Source organism: Pseudomonadaceae bacterium SI-3, from assembly GCA_004010935.1.
In the GTDB taxonomy this organism is placed as follows: domain Bacteria; phylum Pseudomonadota; class Gammaproteobacteria; order Pseudomonadales; family Pseudomonadaceae; genus Stutzerimonas.
Map to the genome: position 1 here is coordinate 4,768,746 of CP026511.1, position 19,840 is coordinate 4,788,585.

At 59.4% G+C, this 19,840-nt stretch carries 18 protein-coding genes and 1 pseudogene; 6 read left to right on the forward strand and 13 right to left on the reverse strand.

Going from position 1 to position 19,840, the window contains the following annotated elements:
• Nucleotides 1-15 precede the first annotated feature (15 nt).
• The 3 genes from C1896_22105 to C1896_22115 form a co-directional block, all read right to left on the reverse strand.
• Nucleotides 16-1,362, reverse strand: coding sequence for an efflux RND transporter periplasmic adaptor subunit (locus tag C1896_22105; GenBank protein ID AZZ47395.1), 1,347 nt, complete (start codon nucleotides 1,360-1,362; stop codon nucleotides 16-18).
• Between the two features lie 8 nt (nucleotides 1,363-1,370).
• A complete protein-coding gene (locus C1896_22110) occupies nucleotides 1,371-2,678 on the reverse strand; it encodes a TolC family protein (GenBank protein AZZ47396.1) in 1,308 nt (435 codons plus the stop codon).
• Nucleotides 2,679-3,222: 544 nt separating this feature from the next.
• A protein-coding gene (locus tag C1896_22115; GenBank protein ID AZZ47397.1) for an IS3 family transposase occupies nucleotides 3,223-4,385 on the reverse strand; the annotation gives its coding sequence in 2 pieces (ribosomal slippage) (nucleotides 3,223-4,130 and nucleotides 4,130-4,385; 1,164 coding nt in all).
• 374 nt (nucleotides 4,386-4,759) lie between these two features.
• Between C1896_22115 and C1896_22120 the strand changes: the two genes are divergently transcribed.
• The 3 genes from C1896_22120 to C1896_22130 all read left to right on the forward strand — a co-directional run bounded on the left by C1896_22120 (nucleotide 4,760) and on the right by C1896_22130 (nucleotide 8,444).
• Nucleotides 4,760-6,079, forward strand: coding sequence for an outer membrane porin, OprD family (locus tag C1896_22120; protein AZZ47398.1), 1,320 nt, complete (start codon nucleotides 4,760-4,762; stop codon nucleotides 6,077-6,079).
• A gap of 320 nt (nucleotides 6,080-6,399) precedes the next feature.
• The gene (locus C1896_22125; GenBank protein AZZ47399.1) at nucleotides 6,400-7,074 is read left to right on the forward strand and encodes a DNA-binding response regulator; all 675 of its coding nucleotides are present in this window, start codon (nucleotides 6,400-6,402) and stop codon (nucleotides 7,072-7,074) included.
• A complete protein-coding gene (locus tag C1896_22130) occupies nucleotides 7,071-8,444 on the forward strand; it encodes a HAMP domain-containing protein (protein AZZ47400.1) in 1,374 nt (457 codons plus the stop codon). Before C1896_22125 ends, C1896_22130 begins: the two co-directional genes overlap by 4 nt.
• A 122-nt stretch (nucleotides 8,445-8,566) precedes the next feature.
• Here the strand turns inward: C1896_22130 and cadR are convergent, their stop codons facing one another.
• Nucleotides 8,567-8,971, reverse strand: a complete 405-nt coding sequence (cadR, locus tag C1896_22135; GenBank protein ID AZZ47401.1) for a Cd(II)/Pb(II)-responsive transcriptional regulator — start codon at nucleotides 8,969-8,971, stop codon at nucleotides 8,567-8,569.
• Nucleotides 8,972-9,063: 92 nt separating this feature from the next.
• Between cadR and C1896_22140 the strand changes: the two genes are divergently transcribed.
• The gene (locus C1896_22140) at nucleotides 9,064-9,954 is read left to right on the forward strand and encodes a sodium:proton antiporter (protein ID AZZ47402.1); all 891 of its coding nucleotides are present in this window, start codon (nucleotides 9,064-9,066) and stop codon (nucleotides 9,952-9,954) included.
• 86 nt (nucleotides 9,955-10,040) lie between these two features.
• Here the strand turns inward: C1896_22140 and C1896_22145 are convergent, their stop codons facing one another.
• Complete coding sequence (locus C1896_22145; protein AZZ47403.1) at nucleotides 10,041-10,673, reverse strand: HAD family hydrolase; 633 nt, start codon at nucleotides 10,671-10,673, stop codon at nucleotides 10,041-10,043.
• Between the two features lie 57 nt (nucleotides 10,674-10,730).
• On the reverse strand, nucleotides 10,731-11,585 hold the full coding sequence (locus C1896_22150) for a hypothetical protein (protein ID AZZ47404.1): 855 nt from the start codon (nucleotides 11,583-11,585) through the stop codon (nucleotides 10,731-10,733).
• Between C1896_22150 and C1896_22155 the strand changes: the two genes are divergently transcribed.
• On the forward strand, nucleotides 11,532-11,837 hold the full coding sequence (locus C1896_22155; GenBank protein ID AZZ47405.1) for an integrase: 306 nt from the start codon (nucleotides 11,532-11,534) through the stop codon (nucleotides 11,835-11,837). The two genes, C1896_22150 and C1896_22155, sit on opposite strands and share 54 nt — an antisense overlap.
• 99 nt (nucleotides 11,838-11,936) lie before the next feature.
• Nucleotides 11,937-12,130, forward strand: a pseudogene (locus C1896_22160) (hypothetical protein).
• Between the two features lie 533 nt (nucleotides 12,131-12,663).
• On the opposite strand, the gene C1896_22165 reads toward C1896_22160, so the two are convergent.
• The 7 genes from C1896_22165 to C1896_22195 form a co-directional block, all read right to left on the reverse strand.
• Nucleotides 12,664-13,215, reverse strand: a complete 552-nt coding sequence (locus C1896_22165) for a cytochrome b (GenBank protein ID AZZ47406.1) — start codon at nucleotides 13,213-13,215, stop codon at nucleotides 12,664-12,666.
• Nucleotides 13,216-13,336: 121 nt separating this feature from the next.
• A complete protein-coding gene (locus tag C1896_22170) occupies nucleotides 13,337-14,758 on the reverse strand; it encodes a two-component sensor histidine kinase (GenBank protein ID AZZ47407.1) in 1,422 nt (473 codons plus the stop codon).
• Nucleotides 14,752-15,411, reverse strand: a complete 660-nt coding sequence (locus C1896_22175; protein AZZ47776.1) for a DNA-binding response regulator — start codon at nucleotides 15,409-15,411, stop codon at nucleotides 14,752-14,754. Before C1896_22175 ends, C1896_22170 begins: the two co-directional genes overlap by 7 nt.
• A 61-nt stretch (nucleotides 15,412-15,472) precedes the next feature.
• The gene (locus C1896_22180) at nucleotides 15,473-16,123 is read right to left on the reverse strand and encodes a tetratricopeptide repeat protein (protein AZZ47408.1); all 651 of its coding nucleotides are present in this window, start codon (nucleotides 16,121-16,123) and stop codon (nucleotides 15,473-15,475) included.
• The gene (locus C1896_22185; protein ID AZZ47409.1) at nucleotides 16,120-16,956 is read right to left on the reverse strand and encodes a short chain dehydrogenase; all 837 of its coding nucleotides are present in this window, start codon (nucleotides 16,954-16,956) and stop codon (nucleotides 16,120-16,122) included. The genes C1896_22180 and C1896_22185 overlap by 4 nt, the downstream gene beginning before the upstream one ends.
• Entirely contained in the window at nucleotides 16,943-19,078 is a 2,136-nt protein-coding gene (locus tag C1896_22190; GenBank protein AZZ47410.1) for an AMP-dependent synthetase, read from the reverse strand. Before C1896_22190 ends, C1896_22185 begins: the two co-directional genes overlap by 14 nt.
• Nucleotides 19,062-19,751, reverse strand: coding sequence for a thermostable hemolysin (locus C1896_22195; GenBank protein ID AZZ47411.1), 690 nt, complete (start codon nucleotides 19,749-19,751; stop codon nucleotides 19,062-19,064). The genes C1896_22190 and C1896_22195 overlap by 17 nt, the downstream gene beginning before the upstream one ends.
• Nucleotides 19,752-19,840 lie beyond the last annotated feature (89 nt).

The following is a 19,840-nucleotide window of genomic DNA, read 5'->3' on the forward strand; positions in this document are numbered from 1 at the left end:
TTCTATAACTCCGTATCAGTGAGCATGCGAGGCGCTGGCTTTGCCAAGCTCGGACTTGATGATGAAGCTGTTATCCAAGGCATAGCGCGCTCCGGGCTGGAGGCCTTCCTTGATTTCGACCGCGTCACTATCGCTGCGGCCACTCACGATTGGCTGAGCAGCAAAGCCATGGTCGGTCCGTACAAACACCACCGGCTTTTCTTCCAATGTGTGGATCGCATCAGGACTTACTGCGACTGGCACGGATGCTTCGCCAGCGCCTACCTGCACTTTGACGAACAGGCCGGGGCGCCAAACCCCTTCAGGGTTGGGAAGTGTGACCCGGGCGGTAGCGGCGCGGCTTTGCTGACCAACAAGTGAGCCGACATAAGAAACGGTTCCATTGGCACTGGACTCGAATGCTGTGGCCTCGATAACGGCATTGCTGCCTACTCGTACCGCGCTGAGTGCATTGGCAGGAACGCTGATATCTGCCCACACGGTGGAGAGATCGGAAATGATGAATATCTGGTCATCGGTATTGACTGACTCACCGAGCGTGATGTCCTTCTCAACGATCATCCCATCGAACGGCGCCCTGAGTTCGTAGCGGCTCAATGCGTCTGGCTTGCCAGCATCACTGCCAAGCGCTTGTAGCTGTGCGTTTGCATTCGCAACAGTCAGCTCTGCTTCCCGTAAAGCCTGTTGTGCCTGTAAATAATCCTGTTCCGCAGAAATACGCTCTTCCCATAGCTCCTTTTCGCGTCGATAGGTTTTTTGAGCCAATGCAAGACGTTTTTGCGCCGCGTAGAACTCGCTTCTACGTTCCGACAGGTCTGTACTCGCGATCACAGCAAGTACTTGCCCCTGTTTCACCTGTTCGCCCAAATCGACTTTGACCGCTTCAACGACACCTGAGAGACGAGGCACAACTTGCGCTGTGCGGTCTTGGTTGAATGTAATTTCGCCAGGCAGCTCAATTGCGCTTTTTATCTTTGCGGGCTGAGCAGTTGCCAGTGAGATGCCGGCGGCTAGGATTTGTGTCTCTGAGAGTTCTACCTCTGCTGTTTCAGTATGCTCCGCTCCCTCGGGCTCATCTTCATGCTCATCTTTCTCTGCCGCACCGACCTCGTGATCGCTATCGGCGCCTCCTTCATCATGGCCATGATCTCCTTCGGCTTCTGCATCCTCATCCGAATGCCCTTCATCCTCATGCTCCGATTCGTCACCATGCTCGCTATGTGCGTCGCCCGCATCGGGCACAGCTGGACTACTGCGAAGAAGCAATCCGCCAAGCATAAGTGCCACGCTTAATATGACGACGATCCAAAAAATCTGCTTCTTGTGACCAGCCAAGGAAGATGTATTCGATTTACTTTTCATATGGATTCCTATGGCTGAGTGGCCGAGGTGATAACGGCCGACCCATCTCCGACAATTCGCGAGATTTCTGCCGCCGCCTGGTTAGCTTGTGATAGCGCAGACAGGTACTGAGATCGGGCTTGGAAAAGCGTGCGTTGAGCATCCAGTACGTCAAGGAACGTGAATTTTCCAAGTTCGAACCCCTTGCTGGCAGCTTCATAAGCGCTTTGGGCACTGGGGAGCATATCGTTGCGCAACAGTTCAAACTGCTGGCGAGCAGTGCGCAGCCGCATGTGCGCTTGGGAAAGTTCGCTTTTCAGGCGTATATGGACGGCGTTGAGCTCGTCCTGCGCCTGGTAGGCCCGTTCCTGCGCTGCTCCGATGTTGCCTTGGTTTCGATCAAACAACGGCAGGGGCATCGAGATACTCACCAATCCCAGCGTGCCGTTATATTCATCTGAGCGTTGGGCACCTACGCTAACCGTCACGTTAGAAAAGCGATTCGTCCTTTCCAGCTTTAACGCAGCCCGACGTCTTTCAGCCTCCCGACGCGCGCGGGTTAGTTGGGCGGAATCGTTCAAACGGCTATAAAGCTCAGCTAGCTCGGGAAGAGGAGGCACTGCCTCTGCCGGCTCTTTTACTCGCTCAAAGCGTGGCTGTGGATTTCCCCAGTTGGCCGCCAGCCGAGTGCGCGCAGCTTCGAGTTCAGCTGTGGCCTGGGCAAGCTCTACTTGCACTCCAGTAGCCGCAACCCGCGCCCGGGTTTCCTCTACGGGAGAAACCATGCCGGCCCTCACACGTCGATTGGCCACGTTCACTGCTTGCTTCGCAAGCTTTGAAGCAGCCTGAGCGAGGTCCAGCCGTTCTTGAGCAGTAAGCACATCGTAGTACGCGCCCATCACTGCCCCCCTCAGTCGAGCTTGGGCGTCCTGTAGGTCAGCAGCTGCTACGTCCAAGGCTCGTTGCGCCGCCTCAATACGAGCCGAACGTTTACCACCCAGCTCTATTTCTTGGCTCAGTTCAAGCGTGGTCTCCGGGGCATCGCCCCGGATTCCCTCCTGGCTAGCGGACAATATTGGATTCGGACGTGCTCCGGCTTGGCTAATTAATGCGCGAGAAGCAGCCAGCTCACGTCTTGCAACAGCCAGTTCAGGGCTTGCAGAGCTAGCGAGTTCCAAGGCGCGTAGAAAGCTTATGGATTCGACAGACTCAACGGGGAATGTATTTGACACACCGACAGGTAAGGTCTGTGTGAAGGTCGGCAACTCTAAGGGTTGCGCAAAGGCGAGATTGCACGACAACGTCGTCAACCCCAGCGAGAAAAGAGCTTTTCGCACCGAAATCTCCTAAAAAAAGGGAAGGTTCGGTGAGACGTCAGATACAGATAAATGGCGCTTACTGGTTACTTTGGCGTCCCACCGGTTTTGCACCGATGCGCCAATTAGGTTTCTCAGGACGCCCCGCTTCAGCCGATGCGTAGCTAGCAGAAGGAAACGGTTTCAAGCTCATTGATAATACCGAACCAGGACAGATCCCTTTCGTTATAAGCGGCTTGATATGGTCGCCATGAAAGACACAGTCTCCATCCAGACTGATTTTTTTTGCGGCTTTTGACGATCCTTCCTCGTCAGTACCCAGAGACTCGTGCGGATGTTCGTGATGTCCAAGATGATTTGCTGCCGAACCATCCTCATGACTGCAGCTCGTGCTAACAACTGCCCATGATGATTGCAATGGGAACAAGGCTAGCAACATCAGCAAAACTATTTTTCTCATCCAAGGCAAAACGATGACTTCCTGGTTTAGATGTCGAATCCAATCATAAGAACTACCCCCGCCAAGACGCGAAACACATGCGCCTCTACTGCGATAGTGTAGTGGTCAACTAATCCCGGACACTGCGTTAAGTTTTTCCTCAGCGACGGCGGGCGGTAGCCCGCCATTGAATTGATGTGGCCGTTGCCAGTTGTAGCGTTGCATCAGATACCGACCGATATCTTGCTGTGCCAGCGCAGGGCTCATGTAGCCCACGCTCGGCACCCATTCCGTTTTCAAGCTCCGGAACAACCGCTCCATTGGCGCATTGTCATGGCAGTTTCCGCGCCGACTCATGCTCTGTTTGAACCGGTAACGCCACAGGCGCTGGCGGAAACTGCGACTTCCATATTGGCTGCCCTGATCGCTGTGAAACAGCACGTTCTGTGGGCGGCCACGCTGCTCGTAGGCCACATCCAAGGCCTTGATGACCAGGTCGGCATCGGGCTTCGATGAAAACGCCCAGCCCACTACGCGGCGGGAAAAGAGATCGAGCACAGCCGCCACATAGTGCCAACGACCTTGAGCCCACACATACGTGATGTCACCGCACCAGACTTCATTCGGTGCGGATACGGTGAACTCCCGATCCAGTATGTTCGGGATATCCGGCCGCTCGACCGTCGCCTTTTTATAAGCGTGCGAACCGGGCTGCTTGCTGATTAGTTTCATATCGCTCATCAGTTTACGTACCTTGAACCGTCCAATCTCGATCCCGTCTTCGCGCATCATGAACATGATGCTTCGGCTTCCCGCCGCACTGCGGCTTTGGGTAAAAAGCTCGTTCACGCGGCTTCGCAAAAGCAGCCGCTCAACGTCAGGAGATCGGCGCTTGCGGCAGTGCGCGTAATAGCAGGAACGGGGGACTTCAAACACCGAGCACAACAGATCAATCGGCTCTTCAGACCGGAACTGATCAATCAACGCGAACGCTCGTGCTCCTCGGCCATCAAGAGCGCGGTGGCCTTTTTTAGGATCGATTTTTCCCGTTCCAGGCGATTGATCCGGGCTTCCAGCTCCTGAATCTTTTGCTGCTCGGGCGTCAGCGCTTTGCTGGTCGGGGTAATGCCGTTTCGCTCTTCTTGGAGCTGACTAACCCATCGGCGCAGAGCCGACTCAACGAGCCCAAGCGAGCGAGCCGCTTCGATATGGCTGTAGCCCTGGTCGAGCACCAAGCAGGCAGCCTCTCGCTTGAATTCGGGCGTGAACGTACGACGTTGTTTGCTCATTTAGACACCTCTTTCTATGGCGAGCATTCTCGCCCTAAATAGGTGTCCGGGTTTAGTAGACCACTACATAGTGATTCGCCCTGAATTTAGTAGACAAATACACGAAAGCGTTTTTATCAGCCTTGCCAAGCCGGCGAGATAGCTGATGGCTATGGGGTGGTGACTTTAAATAAGTGTGGATAACGACCTGGTGACCGCAACATTACAAATCTGTAATCGAAGGAGTGCGCGATTGGGCTTCCTCAGATTACAAAATAGTCATTTGCCGCTAATCCTGCCGTCATCTCTAGGGGAAGAACATGGCCAAGCGCTAAAAACAAAAAGGCGAAAGGCGTCATTCGAGCACTGACCTGCCGTACATAAGGAGCATCATCATGAGCAAAAAGGCCGTTTTTTCGCTGACAGCCCTTTCACTGGCATTGGGCAGCGCCCCGGTCTTTGCCCAATCGGAAACAGCCGAGGGCTTCATCGAAGGCAGCACGCTATCGCTGATAAATCGCAACTTCTATTTCAATCGGGATTTTCGCGACGGTGAGAGTGCCGCCGGCAATGGCTACTCCGAGGAATGGGCCCACGGATTGATGGCCTTCTTCGAGTCCGGATATACCCAAGGCTCGGTAGGGATTGGCTTCGACGCTTTCGCCATGCTCGGCCTCAAGCTCGACTCCGGTTCGGGGCGCTCCGGTGTGGGCGGCAGCATCGACCTGCTTCCCCACGACAGCGCTGGCGATCCTGAGGATGACTTCACACGGGTGGGGGGCGCGGTGAAAGCACGCTTGCTGGACACCGAGATCAAGGCCGGCGATGTATTTCCCACTACACCTGTCGTGCACTTCGGCGACTCTCGGCTGCTGCCGGAGTCTTTCAAGGGTGTCACCGTTGTGAACAACTCGCTGGACGACCTCACCCTTCAGGGAGGCCGCTTGCACGCGATGAGCCAGCCCAACACCAGTAACATGAACGAAGACTTCGTCACCTTCTACGGCGGGGGCGTAGACGCGCCTTGGCTCGGCTACGCAGGCGGTGACTACAGCGTGAATGAAAATATCAGTCTTAGCCTGTACACCAGCCGCCTCAAAGATGCCTGGAACCAGCATTACTTCGGTGCGTCGGCCACCTATCCGCTCTCCGATATCGTCGCGCTGCTGGCCAGCTTCAACTATTACAAGGCAACCGACGAAGGCCGTGAGTTGCTGGGCGAGTTCAACAACAACATCTGGAGCTCCAGCCTGGGTGTCGCCTTCGGCGCGCACACTGTCACGGCGTCGTATCAGCGAAACAACGGTAACAACGACTTTGACTACTTGCGCCAGGCGGACTCGATCTACCTGAACAACTCCATTCAGTACAGTGATTTCAACTCACCTAAAGAGCAGTCCTGGATGCTGCGCTACGACCTGAACATGGCGGAGTACGGCATACCCGGGCTTACTTTCATGACCCGCTACGCCCGCGGTTGGGGCGCCGATTACAGCAACGCGAACGAGGTGTACATGCGCCAAGACGATAACGGTGCGCCGCTGACGGGACAGAACCGCTGGGAACGCGACGTCGAAGCCCGCTACGTTGTACAGACTGGCTCTCTCAAGGATTTGTCTCTGCGGGTGCGCCAGGCTACCACGCGGGCGACTGCTTTCGAGTCCGACCTCGATGAGGTCCGATTCATCGCCGAGTACCCTCTCTCGATCTTGTGAAACACCATGAGCAACACCACATCTTCTTTAGTTTTGCTCCCTTGGTTTGAAGATGTGTTTCAGGCGCCCATCAGGGCGCCTTTTTTCGTTTGGTGCACCCGCTCGCGCTGCGGGTCAACCAAATGACCGGTAGATTACAAATTCGCAAGATAGCCCTCACAGGGCTTTTACCGCGTTAAAGTGCTTCCCGCTTCCCTGGGCAGATCTTTTCGCCTCTGCCTTTCACGCTAGAGCCAAGCCGCTTTCGTCTTGACCTAGTTACTACATGGATTTTTTTGGTTCCGCTTACCGCGCACCTCCTTGCCGAGTTACCTCAAAACATGCGCATCCTGGTTGTCGAAGACGAGATCAAAGCTGCGGAATACTTGCAGCAGGGTCTTATCGAATGTGGTTACTTGGTCGATTGCGTAAGTGATGGCCTCGATGGGTTTCACCTGGCACTGCAGAACGACTATGACATCGTGCTGCTAGATGTGAATCTGCCAACCATGGATGGGTGGGAGGTTCTCGAACTCATCAGGCGGCGTAAGCAGACACGCGTCATCATGCTGACTGCCAATGGCCGCTTAGAGCAAAAAGTCCGCGGCTTGGAATCGGGCGCCGACGACTATCTGGTCAAGCCGTTCCAGTTCCCCGAGCTGCTTGCCCGTATCCGGACACTGTTGCGGCGAGGCGAGGCAGTCACACTTCCGAGCAACCTGCGTGTAGCCGACCTCGAACTGGACCCGGCCCGGCATAGGGCTTACCGGAGCGGTCAGCGTATCGACCTCACCAGCAAAGAATTTGCGTTATTGCATCTGCTCATGCGCCGGACTGGCGAAGTCCTCACGCGTACGGAAATAACTGCCATGGTGTGGGACATCAATTTCGACTGCGATACCAATGTGGTGGATGTTGCGATTCGTCGCCTGCGGATGAAAGTGGACGAACCCTTCGGCGATCGCCTGATACACACCATCCGGGGTGTGGGCTACGTGCTGGAGGCGCGGCCTTGAAGCCACTCAGCCTCGCATCGCGTCTCGCGCTTCAAATCACACTGACCGGCGCCGCTTTGGTCGCGCTGCTGATTGCACTGAGCTACTGGGTACTGGTGCGCCAACTGGAACTGCGCGCCCAGGAGGAAGTGACGGCCAAGCTCTCTCAGATCGATCATGGACTCCTCGAAGACACCAAAGCCCGTATGGGCCGCTCCTGGCAACACGCATTGAGCGATACCGTACTCGGCCATGACAACCTTTCGATTACGGTCATCGGCGATACAGCGAAATCACCCATTTTCAGTATCGGCCGATTCGCCAATGCGCCGCAGCAGCTGGATCTCGTGAGCAGGGACGGCGACTATCTTGGCTGGACAACGAAAGATGGCGTGCAGATGCTAACCGGGCGCAAGCAAATCCAAGTCCCGGGACTGGCTCCAATGACGCTTTTACTTTCGCAAGATCGCAGTGCCGATCAACGGCTGGTGGCTGCATTCCTGCGCTCGGCCTTAGTGACCGTGCCGATGCTACTGATATTGATCGGATTGGCTGGATGGCTAATCGCCCAAAATGGCTTGCGGCCGCTTCGCAAGTTCCGGGCCTTGGCGACTAAGGTATCTACACAGGATCTATCACCTCGAATCCGCACCGATCGGCTTCCGCAAGAGCTCCAGGCATTGGCGCACAGCCTCAACGTAATGCTTCATCGACTCGATGACGGCGTTCAGCAACTGTCACAATTCTCGGACGATGTGGCTCATGAGTTAAAAACTCCGCTGAACAACCTGATAGGCAAGGCGCAGGTGACTTTGGTGCGTGAGCGAAGCAAGGAGCATTATCGGGAGGTGATCGAGTCGTCGGTTGAAGAACTCGAACGCATGGATCGAATCGTGTCAGACATGCTGTTTCTCGCCCAGGCCAGCCACGCCAGCCCAGCACTGAAGCTCGAACAATTATCTTTAGGAAGCGAGGCGAGGCGCGTATGTGAATACTTCGAAGTCCTTGCCGAAGAAGCGGGAGTCGCTACGACAGTAACGGGCGATGCCATGATTTTGGGAAATCGACTTATGGTCCAGCGGGCCATTTCCAACCTGCTATCCAACGCGCTGCGGCATTCAAATACTGGCAGTACGGTCGAACTTAAGATCCTTGAGGAGGACGTAGACATCGTCTCGCTGGCTGTCACCAATCATGGCGCGACTATCGAATCGGATCATCTCCCACATCTGTTCGACCGCTTTTACCGCGTTAACGGCATACAACCTCGCGGGGCAGGATTGGGGCTAGCGATTGTCCGCTCAGTGATGAACCTCCACAAAGGCCACGTGGCCGTCGCCAGCAAAGACGGTCGGACCACGTTTGAACTCACGTTTCCTCGGCAGGCCTGACTCAAAGTGATACCGCACGGAGACAGCCATCACTACGAAGGGGCAAAAACCACAGGGACAAACAACCATTTCGAGGGCATGCGCGTTGGCCGGGTAACCAGGCCCGCAAGCCCCAACGCCGTTCATTTAATGCATGCGTCCTCGCTAATTCCGGCGAGAATGCCGCAAGCCTCAACTTCCCGCCCATCGTTGCAATTAGCCCGCAGTGAAACGAGTTGTCGTTCGAGTGATTGCAGAGCGGTTATCTGGGATCTGACTTGAGAAATGTGATCATCGAGTAAGGCATTGACGGCCGTACAAGGCTGGCGAGGGTCATCCTGGTAGCTTTGGAGTGCGTGAATCTCTGGAAGTGACAGATTCAAGATTCGGCAGCGCCGGATGAAAGCTAGCCGCTCGCCATGCTTCTCGGTGTAGACACGATAGCCGTTCGCCTGGCGATCAGGCGGTGGCAACAAGCCCTGCTGCTCATAGAAGCGGATCGTCTGTGTATCAATCCCTATTAGCCTTGCTAACTGACCAATGCGCATCGTGTGAATCCTCATCGGCTCTGCGTTATTGACCTTATAGTAGCTATAAGGCTTTTAATGATCCCATCTTCGATTTCAAGTGGAGCCGTATCATGAGCAAGTCCGATGGTCCCTGCGGCTGCGATGCGACACCAGCCGCTGATGCCGATATGCAAAACCCTTCCGATACGACGGGGCAATGGGTCAGTGTTTACGCCGTGCCCAAGATGGATTGTCCATCAGAAGAGCGAATGATCCGCTTGGCGCTGAATGGTTTGGACGGAGTTCGGAAGCTGACTTTTGATCTGTCGGACCGTCGGTTAGATGTCATGCATGACAGTGCCGTTGAGCCCATAACCAAAAAGCTGGCGACGTTAGGGCTAGGCGCCACTCTTCAGAAAACTGTCGCGGCAGACCCTGAGATGATCAAAGCCGCCGAGAATCCGGCGAACTCTACACAGGAATCCCGCTCCCTACGTTTACTGTTAGGCATCAACGCCTTCATGTTCGTGGTAGAGATGACTGCTGGCCTGATTGCCAGGTCCGCGGGTCTGATTGCCGATTCGCTCGACATGTTCGCTGACGCGGCAGTGTACGGCCTGGCCCTTTATGCGGTTGGGCGCAGCGTCAATCTGCAGGTGCGTGCTGCACACCTTGCTGGTGTGCTCCAGCTGATTTTGGCCCTCGGCGTGCTCGTAGAGGTGATCAGACGCTTTATATTCGGCAGCGAGCCCGAGTCGCTGATAATGATGGCCGTCGCGTTCCTGGCATTGCTCGCCAACACGGGTTGTTTGCTGCTGATTTCCAAACACCGGGAAGGTGGTGCTCACATGAAAGCGAGCTGGATATTCTCCGCCAATGATGTGGTCATCAACATGGGCGTCATAGTCGCCGGAGCGCTCGTCGCTTGGACTGGGTCCAACTACCCAGACCTGATTATCGGTACCGTCGTGGGATTCATCGTTCTCAACGGCGCTCGGCGTATTCTGGCGCTCAAGGGTTGAAGGAGCTCCCGTTACAGAAAAAGGGTGTCTTCATGCCTGTAAGCCATCCGGGTCTAGCGGCGTCAGCTAAAACTGGCGACGCCGCTTTAGCCGTTGGCGGATGGTGGGTATTGCAGAACGTGGGCTGCAAAGTCCATCAGCGAGACGAAGCCGCACTGATCGGCTTTTCCTTCACGCTGTAGGTGGTAGCCCCGCATGCCTTGCCCAATTGGACCAAGCATATCGGCTTGCAACGTGTCACCGATCATTGCGATAGCGGAGGCTTCGCAGCCAAGCTGTTCGATCATCTGACGATAGATTGCGGGCTCAGGCTTTATTGTCCCAACCTCAAAGCTCCATCCGTAAACATCGAACGACGGCAGTAACAGTTTGGCCGGAATCGCATATGGGGCTGCGAGATTGGAGCACAACGCGAGATTCAGGCCGGCGTCCTTTAGCTGATTTAGCGACTCCAACGCATCATCGAAAAGGCGAACGCTGGCCAGCTCGGTGAAAAGGTCGCTTTCAAGGCTAGCTAACTCAGAGTTGCTCAACTGCGCACCGAAATAATCGGCAGCTCCAGCCAAGCCCAGATTTCGAGTCATCAGAGTCCGTGCGTCATCCGGCCTTGGTGTTTTGCCCTGAAGCCGCAGGTTCTGCATCAGTTGGCGGAAAGGATGGCGGCGCTCACCTATCTGGAGAAGCGTGCCAAACACATCGAAAACTACTGCTTGTATCATGCCGGTACCTCTACCGTTGGAGGCGAACCGCCCACCCGAAGAGCGATGCCGCCCCTCTCAGTTTTCTGAACTGGATTTCTTCAGAGGTGGCACGAAGAAGATGGGTCTTTGCGGGGGCGCTATCAGGATATCTGTCGACTTGATGCTTGTGCCTTTTCGACGCCTTGTTTTGCCGTTCTTGTCGACCGCCAGCAGATCACCGGTCGCGACAGCAATGTCGAGTGCCTGCTTTACGCGAAGCTCGTCAGCCATGGTGTAGTTGGTCAATCCGCTCATCAGGCCCAAAAAAGGTTGCCGTTCTACCTCGTAGACCTGTTTGGGCAAGAGCTCCGAAAGTTCTCCTCGGATGCGGTCATTGGTAGCATCGTCGAAATAATGCTCATCCAACAGCAAATCGTGCTGACCTGTCACGGCGATATCCCGATTGGCGTCGTAGCTGAAAAAGCTGGAAGGCGACAGCATATGGGAAAAGTTGTTGCCGTATTTCCAGTGGATCTTCTTCATCACATCGTTAGCGCGGTAGTTGTTCGCCAGATGGATAAACCAATAGGCCATCGGGTTGCTGCCGGCCGGACGAATGAAGAAGACGGTCATGTACTGGGCACCGCTTTCCTGCTTGATCCCCTCGGACAGATAGCGCTGGATCAGGTATTGCCAGCTCCGTGGCTGATGCGCCTTCAGCTGTTTAAGCATGTCCCATGGCACATGCTGATCCAAGCCGATATTTGCAATGGCTTTCCGGTTCGCTTGGCGGTCGGCTAGATACGTAACCAAAAAATCGACATTGAAGGTCAGCAGGACCTCGGCTTTGTTGAGATTCTGGAAAATCCATTTGATCTTAGGGAACGGCACATCGCCATACATCATGCCCAGCCCCGCAGCGAGGATTGCCTTTTTCCGAGCCGGCTGCATATCTCAGACCATCTATCCACTCGTCAATACGCTCGTATCGTCAAAGGTTGGGTGAAAGCCATTGGCCCTGATCCAGCCCTGTATGGCATTCACACAATAAGACGTACGAAGGCATCGCTGATCTATCGCAGGACGAAGAACCTGCGGGCAGTTCAACTGTTGCTCGGCCATACGAAGCTGGAGAGCACCGTTCGATATCTGGGGATTGAGGTCGATGATGCCCTAGAGATGGCGGAACAGACCGAGGTTTGACCATGCATAGCGACGGTCGAAGCCAGGCCGTCGCTAACCGGCCAAATGCTGCCCCACCGTACCAAGCGGATCTGTGCCTACTGCGTTCAGGGCGAATCTATGACTACTACATCTGAAAGCTGGCGAGTTGTATGCCAAGACCCAGGGGATGGCAGCGGAGACGTCATCGTTGAGCTTCCATCAGAGCTACTTAAGCACTCAGACGGAGTTTGGGTGATGAGCTGTCAGTTGAGGCGGGAGAGGAAAACATTTGCTTGAAACTCCAGCAACGAGCTGATGGCGCCTCGTCATAGCAATCCAAACAATGTCTGATTGTGGTTGACTGCTTTCGCTCCAAAACGGCGGCTAGCGGCCAGAAGCTGCCGATCCGCGCCATTACAGAGAGGTGGCTTTTCCCTCGATTGCTTTGCCTGCTCAGCTATTGTCATGGGCCTAAAGGGAAAAGGATGGGGATAGATGACGATTATGGCTTCCGACCACTCTGCGGGGCGGATTCGTTCAATTGAGTGTTGCAGGCCGAGGCGTTCATCAATGAAACATGCGGTTGGGTAAAGGCCGCACATTGTCGGACCAAGACACCTAGAGCGTATCGCCCGTTATGAACAGCAACGACGCAGGACCCGCGTCTGATGGACTGCTCGGCCGAGAAAATCCGCAATAAGCACCACGCAATGACGGCGCGAACCTTGCAATGGCATCTAACAAGCGCAACCGCACGCATGGCAAGGCGAGACGGTAGAGTATCTGCCGTTCAGCGAACTGCTCGGCTGACCCATGAAAACGCCCGGTCGATGGTGAGTCGACCGGGCGTTGTCGTGTTTGCGCGTCAGGCCTGGTGGCGCTGCGGCAGCATGCGCAACAGGGTGCCGTCGCGGCGCACGTATTGGTGGAACAAGGCCGCCGCCGCGTGCAGGCCGATCAGCCAGTAGCCGGCCACCGCCAGCGTTTCATGCAGCTCCTTGAACTCGCCGGCCAGCTCCTTGTTGGCGCCGATCAGCGCCGGCAGCTCAAGGCCGAAGAAGGGAATCGGCTTGTCCGCCGCGCTCAGGGTCAGCCAGCCGAGCAGCGGCAGGCCAATCATCAGTCCGTACAGCGCCAGATGCATCAGCTTGGCCAGCGCGCGTTCCCAGCCGGCCCCGGCGACCGCCTCGGGCGCGGGATGCAGCCAGCGGGCAATCAGACGCAGCCAGACCAGCGCGAACACCGTCAGCCCGAGCATGAAATGCCAGTGCTTGAGCAGTTCGCGCGGTTCACTGCCCTTGGCGAAATTGCCCTTGAGTTCGATGGTCGCGTAGACCGCTGCGATCAACAGCAGCATCAGCCAGTGCAGGGCAATGCTCAGGCGACCGTAGCGTGCCAGAGGGTTCGATGCAGTCATTTCACACACTCCGAGTAGGGGAATGTCGGCAGTCTAGGGCGCCAGCCTTAAGCGAACCTTAGCGAATGCCCGTTGCGCCTGCGGCGGGCGGTCGCGGCAGCTCGCCGCTGGTCGGTCTGGGCTAGTGGTGTGGCTGGCGGGGCAGGTGCACGGCGACCTGCAGCCCGCCGAGCGGTGAGTCCGCCAGTTCGATGGTCGCGCCGTGCAGTTCGGCGATGCGCGCGACGATGGCCAGGCCGAGCCCCGCGCCCTGGCCGTCGCCCTGACGATAGAAGCGCTCGAACAGTTTGTCGCGCTGCGCTGCCGGCACGCCCGGACCGCTGTCATCTACGCGCAGGCTGACGCCGTTTTCCATGGTCTGGAGGCTGACCTGAATCTGCCCTCCGTCGGGCGTGTACTGCAGGGCATTGCCGACCAGATTCTGCAGCAACGTGGCGAGCGCGGCGGCATCGCCGGGGAGGCTGTGATCGGCCACGTCGTCAGCCTCCAGCGTCAATTCCTGATCGCGCGCCAGCGCCAGCGGCGTCAGCTCGGCGAGGCATTCGCGGCACAGCGGCAGCAGGTCCAGCTGCTGTGGATGCAGCGGCTGCGCATTGGGTTCCAGGCGGGCAAGGGTGAGCAGTTGGGTGACCACACGCGTGGTGCGATCGACGCCGGTCAGCAGCTGTTGCAAGGCAGCCTCACGGTCTTCCGGCTGCTCGGCCTGTAATGCGTTCTGCGCATGGATGCGCAGTACGGCCAGCGGGGTGCGCAGCTCGTGGGCGCCGTCGGCGATGAAGCGTTTTTCCCGGTCGACCAGTTGGTTGACCTGTTGCAGCAAACGATTGAGCGAGGCGGCCACCGGCTCCAACTCCTGCGGCAGCGGTGCCAGCAGCAGCGGCGCTAGATTGTCCGGATCGCGACTCTTCAGCAGTTGCGCCATGTGTGCCAGCGGGCGCAGACCCCAGCCCACCGCCAGCCAGATCAGCAGCGCCAGTAGCGGCAGGCCGATAAGGTCGGGCAGCAGGCTGCGCCGGGCGATCTTGCCGACCAGTTCGCCGCGTACGTCGTCGCGCTCGCTGAGCAGAATCCACAGATCGTCCTCGCGGTCATGTAGCAGGAACAGGCGCCAGGCATGGCCGTCGAGTTGCACGTCGTGATAGCCGACGCTCACGCGGCTGAAGTGTGAGGTGGAGTCTGCGCCGGCCAATTGCTTCAGCGCGCCGTTCGGCGCGCCTGCGGACTGCAACAGGTTGCTGCCATCCGCGGTGTAGACCTGGAAACCGAGCTTGGTTTCGTAATCGTGCCCCGGCACGCCTTGGTCGCGCCGCGCATTCACCGCAGCGTTCAGCGCCTGCTGTAGCGCATCGTGGGCCTGAGGATTCATTTCGCGCATCACCAGCCCCTGCACCAGTCGCGCACTCTGCGCCAGCTGAGCATCGAACAGCTCTTCGATCTCGTGGCGGGCATCGCGATAACTGCGCCAGGAGATCAGGCTCAGCGACAGCAGCAGAATGCCAAGCACCAGCACCAGGGTGCGGTTGCGGATAGAGCGCCTCAGCATTTGTCCACCAGATAGCCGACCCCGCGCACGGTGCGGATCAGCTCGGGAAAAAACTTCTTGCGCAGGTGATGGATATGCACTTCCAGCGCGTTGCTCTCGACTTCTTCGTCCCAGCCGTAGAGCACCTGCTGCAAGCGATCGCGAGTCAGCACGCGGCCGGGCTGGGCGATCAGCTCGTGCAACAGGACGAACTCCTTGCGCGGCAGGTTGATCGGCGTGCCCTGATAACTGACCTGCTGGTTGACCGGATCGAGCAGGATGTCGCGGTACTCCAGTACCGGCTCAGGGCGATTGAAGCTGCGCCGGAGCAGAGCGCGCAGGCGGGCCTTGAGTTCGGCGACGTCGAACGGCTTGACCAGGTAGTCGTCGGCGCCGGCATCCAGCCCGGCGATGCGATCGCTGGTGGCATCGCGCGCGGTCAGTACCAGCACCGGGATCGGGTTGGCGCAGGCGCGCAGGCGCTTGAGTACTTCCAGACCGTCCATACGCGGCAGACCGAGGTCGAGGATGGCCAGCTCGAAGCTCTCGTGGCTCAGCGCATGCAGCGCGCTGGCGCCGTCCTGCAGCCAGTCGACCGTGTAGCCCTCGGGTTTGAGTGCGGTGCGGATGCCCTCGCCGAGGGCGCGATCGTCTTCCACCAGCAGAATGCGCATGTCGTTCCTGTCGTCTTTGGTGCTCGCGGCGTTGTTGTGCATTCAACGCCGCCGCAACCGGTTATTCCAGCTTTTCCTTGACCTGCGCGAGCAGCGCCTGGGCTTCCTCGCGGCGGCCGGTGTCGGCGAGTTCGCGGCCGGGGCGTGCCGGCGCGGCGAGCGCTTTTTCCAGCGCCGTGCGCGCTTCGCCATAGCGCTTCTGGCGCAGCAGAAAGTCACCGTGGAAATAGTTCGGGTCGATGCCGTTCGGATTCAGCGCCAGTGCCTGCTGGAACAGCGCCTCGGCCTTGTCCTCGTCACCGAAGCCGATCGGCCAGCCGGGCACCTGGTAGTAGAGGCTGGCCAGACTGGTATAGGCCGAGCCGTCGAGTGCCTGCGCGTCGAGCTCGATGGCTTTTTCCAGTTCCGTTTTGGCCTGCTTGACCAGGCCCAGCGCGCCGAGCCCGCCCTTGGCACCAGCCCAGGTGCTGAGCACGATGCCGTGCCAGATGTGTAACTCGGCGGCCTGCGGTTCGCCGACGACCGCGCTTTCGGCCTCCGAGGCAAGACGGGCGAAGGCCGCCTGGCGCTGTGCCGCCGGCAGCTGGTAGTTGATCTCCGCCCAGCGCGTCTGGATCTGGCGCAGCGACGATTCGCCGGCCGGGCTGAGAGCGAAGGAGGGTTGGCTGGCCAGCGCCAGCAGGACGCTGCAAAGAGTAAGCAGACGCTTCATGGGTGTTCTCCGGTTGAGTTGGGCTGGGGTGCGGGCGGCCGCGGCTGGTCGGCACGGGCGAAGCGCTTGATCACCGGCAACTGCTTGCGCAGCGCCTGGTCGACCAGGCGCGGCAAGAGGCCGTTAAGGCGCACGAAGAGCTTTTCCGGCCAGCCGAGGTAGAGCTCCTCTCGCTCGGTGGCGATGGCATGGACGATCTGCCGTGCGACTTCTTGCGGATCGTCCATCTCTACCTTCAGCTCGTTGTTCATCGCCACCACGTCGGCGCTGTTCATCGCCGTGCGGGTGGCGCGCGGCGCGATGTAGAGCACCTTAATCTGGCTGTCGGCCAATTCGCGCCGCAGCGCTTCGGAGAAGCCGCGCAGGGCGAACTTGCTCGCGCAGTAGGCGGTGAAGCCCGGGTAACCGATGGAGCCGAAGGTCGATCCGAGGTTGACCAGCAGCGCCCGCGGTTGCTGGCGCAGCAGCGGTAGCAGCAGATGGGTCAGCTGCAGCGTGGCGGTGACGTTGACGCTGATCAGTCGGGCGATGGCGTCCTCGTCCTGCTGTTCGAGCAGGCTGAACTGGTTGATCCCGGCGGCATTGATCACGCAGTTGAGGCCGCCGAAACGCCGCGCGGCATCGAGCACCGTATGCCGGCTACTGCGCTGGGTGAGGTCGGCGCAGACCAGGCTGACCTGCCCCGGATAGCGGCGCGTCAGCGCTTCCAGAGCAAGACTGTCGCGTCCCACCAGTAACAGCCGTGCGCCGTTCGCGCAGAGCCGCTCGACCAGCACCTGGCCGATGCCGCCGCTGGCACCGGTCAGCAGGATTCGCGCGTCACGCAGTTGCATGGTCGTGCTCCGGTGCGCTCAGGCTGCGGAAGATGTCGCCGTAGAGGCGGTAGACGACGCGCGCGGTGTGCACCACGGCGGCCTTGTCGTCCTCGTCGTTGAGGCGGTTCATCAGCTTCTTGAAGAACTCGATGTGCTCCAGGTCCAGGCTGCCATGGGATGTCAGGTAGCTGAACGCCTTGGCCGGCAGCTGAAGTTTGTCCTGCAGCACGCCGGCGGCCTGGGTCGCCAGCGCGATGCTGGTGCCTTCCAGCACGTTGACCATGCCGAAGAAACTCGCCGGGTTGTGCCGCGCGATGCGGTCGTAGACGTAGGCGACCATCAGCTCAGTGGGCAGTGCCGGCAGGCCATGGCGCACCGCCTCGGCATCGCCGCCACAGGCGCGGATGTCGTTGAGGATCCATTCCTGATGGCCGATTTCTTCCTCGATGTATTCGGCGATCGCCTCGCGCAGCCATTCCAGGCGCTCCGGCAGGCGTGCGCCGCAGGCCATCAACAGCGGCACGGTGTGCTTGACGTGGTGGTAGGCCTGACTCAGGAAGGCGATGTACTGCGCGCGGGTCGAAGTGCCGGCGAGCGCGGCGTGGATGATCGGTGTGCGGAGCAGGTATTCGCGTGCATCGCTGGTCTGGTGTTGCAGTTGGTCGAAAAAGTCCATGCCGCGTACCTCGAAGTCAGGGAAAAGAAGGGCGTGAATGGTCGGTTGGTAGTGACTGAACAGGGCGTTGCGGCGCAGGCGGCCGTTGGCAGTGGCCAGGCCGTTGTCGGGGCAAAAGGCTTCGGCGGCGCGCAGCCAGTGGTGTACACGGGCGTAGTCCGGCAGGCCGGCATTGACCCGCTCGACCGCCGCCTGCAGCTCGGCATCGCTCAGCTCGGGGCGGCGAGGTACGAGCACGGCGACGTTCTGCGCCAGCGCCTCCCCATGCAGCCAGGCCTGGGCGATGGACGCCTGCTGTACCAGCTCGGCCTCCACCCACTCGGGATTGACGTTGCGTCCGTACGCGGTAACGAACTGATGCTTCTTGCGCCCGTGCAGGATCAGGAAGCCATCCTCGAAATGGCCTAGGTCGCCGGTGGCCAGCCACTCGCCGGTCAGTGGCGGTTCGCCGAGGTAACCGAGCATGTGCGGGCCGCGCACCAGTACCTCGCCATCGTCGGCCAAGCGCAGCTCGACGTGTGGCAGCGGCCGGCCGACCGTGCCGATGCGCCGCGCCTCGGGTGTGTTCAGGCAGACCACCGAGGCGCATTCGGACAAGCCGTAGCCCTCGAACAGCGGCAGCCCGAGGCGCTCGGCGCGCTCCAGCAGCTGCGGTGCCACGCGACCGCCACCCACAGCGATAAAGCGCAGCGATGCGGGTAATGGCACGCCTTGCTCAGCGGCGCTGACCAGCGCCAGCAATAGCTGCGGCAGAAGGATCAGGCTGTGCGGCTGGCTGGCCTGCAGCGTGGCCCGCAAACGTTGCAGCTCGAAGCCCGCCGCACCGCTGAAGCCGATCTCGGCCAGCGGCCGCAGTTCGACCCGCGCACCCGCCAGCAGCGGCGCATAGAGCCCGGCGATGTTCTCCAGCAGCGTCGCCAGCGGCAGCACGCACAGGTGCTGTCGCACGTCGCACGGCAGGCTGGCCTGCCGCAGGCTCTCGGCCACCGCCAGCTGCGCTTCGGCATCCATGCAGACGCCCTTGGGCTGGCCAGTGGTGCCGGAGGTATAGGTGATCTTCAGGGTGCCGTCGGGCACCGGCGTGACGGTATCCGGTTGGCGCTGTAACAGGTCGCCGGCGGTCGGACGAAAGCCGCAGCGCTCGCTGAAAGAGCTGACTGCGCCGATCAGGCAGTCGATGCCGGCATGGTTCAGCACATGCTCCTGCTGCGCCGGGGAAAAGAATCCCGGCAGCGGCACGCAGACCAGACCGGCGCGCAGCAGGGCCAGATCCCACAGCGCCCACTCCAGACCATTGTCCAGCGCCAAGGCGACGCGCTGCACGCCGAGCCGTTGCAGCTGGGCGGCGCGCGCCGCGACCTCGTGGCGCAATTCGGCATAGCTCAGCTGACGTGGCCCTTCGCTCAGCGCGATGCCGGCGTGCTGGTCGAGCGTCGCCCAGAAGCGTTCAGCTGCAGGCTGCATGGGGCACCTCCGTGGCATCGAACAGCGGCTGGTAGCCGAGTCGGGCGTAGATGCCGAGTTGCAGCAGGCGCTGGTGGCCGGGCAGGATCTCGCCGGCCATCAGCTGCGGGCGGCTGGCGTAGTAGCTGCCCCAGTCGGCCAGCTCATCGCCCATGCGCGCCGGATCGGCCAGACCCAGTGGCAGCGGATCGAGCGCGAGGCGCTGAAAGCTGTTGAGCAAGGCCGGCGTGCCGGTGAACACCACCCATCGAAAACCCTGGGCGACCAGCAGGTCGGTCAGCGCGACGATCAGCAGGCGCGCCGAGGCGTTGCCGAACGCAGCCAGGTTGCCGACCTCGACGATCTCCTCGCGCGGCACCGTATGCCCATGGCGCTGGCTCACGGCCTGCTCGATGGGTTCGTCAAGATAACGCTCGAGAAACAGCGGCCGACGCTGGGCGCTGCGCAGACCGACCGCCCCCTGCACCTCGCCGTTCTGGTCATGCAGGCCCAGCAGGCAGGGCATGAAGTGCCGAACCCGTGCCTGATAGTGCTCGGCGAACCGTTGGTGGATGAAGCGTTCCAGTGCTGCGCGCCGCTCGCCTGCATCGGCCTGCGCCAGTTGCAGGGTAAGCGCCGGCTCACGGCCGATACACGCCAGTACGTCAGTTTGATCAACCCAGGGCAGTTCCATCGGGGAACCTCGGTTAGAAGCCTGGGGCGATTGTTGGGCGGCAAACTTAAGGCAGCCTTAAGCCGCACGGCGCTAAATGCGGGGCTGGC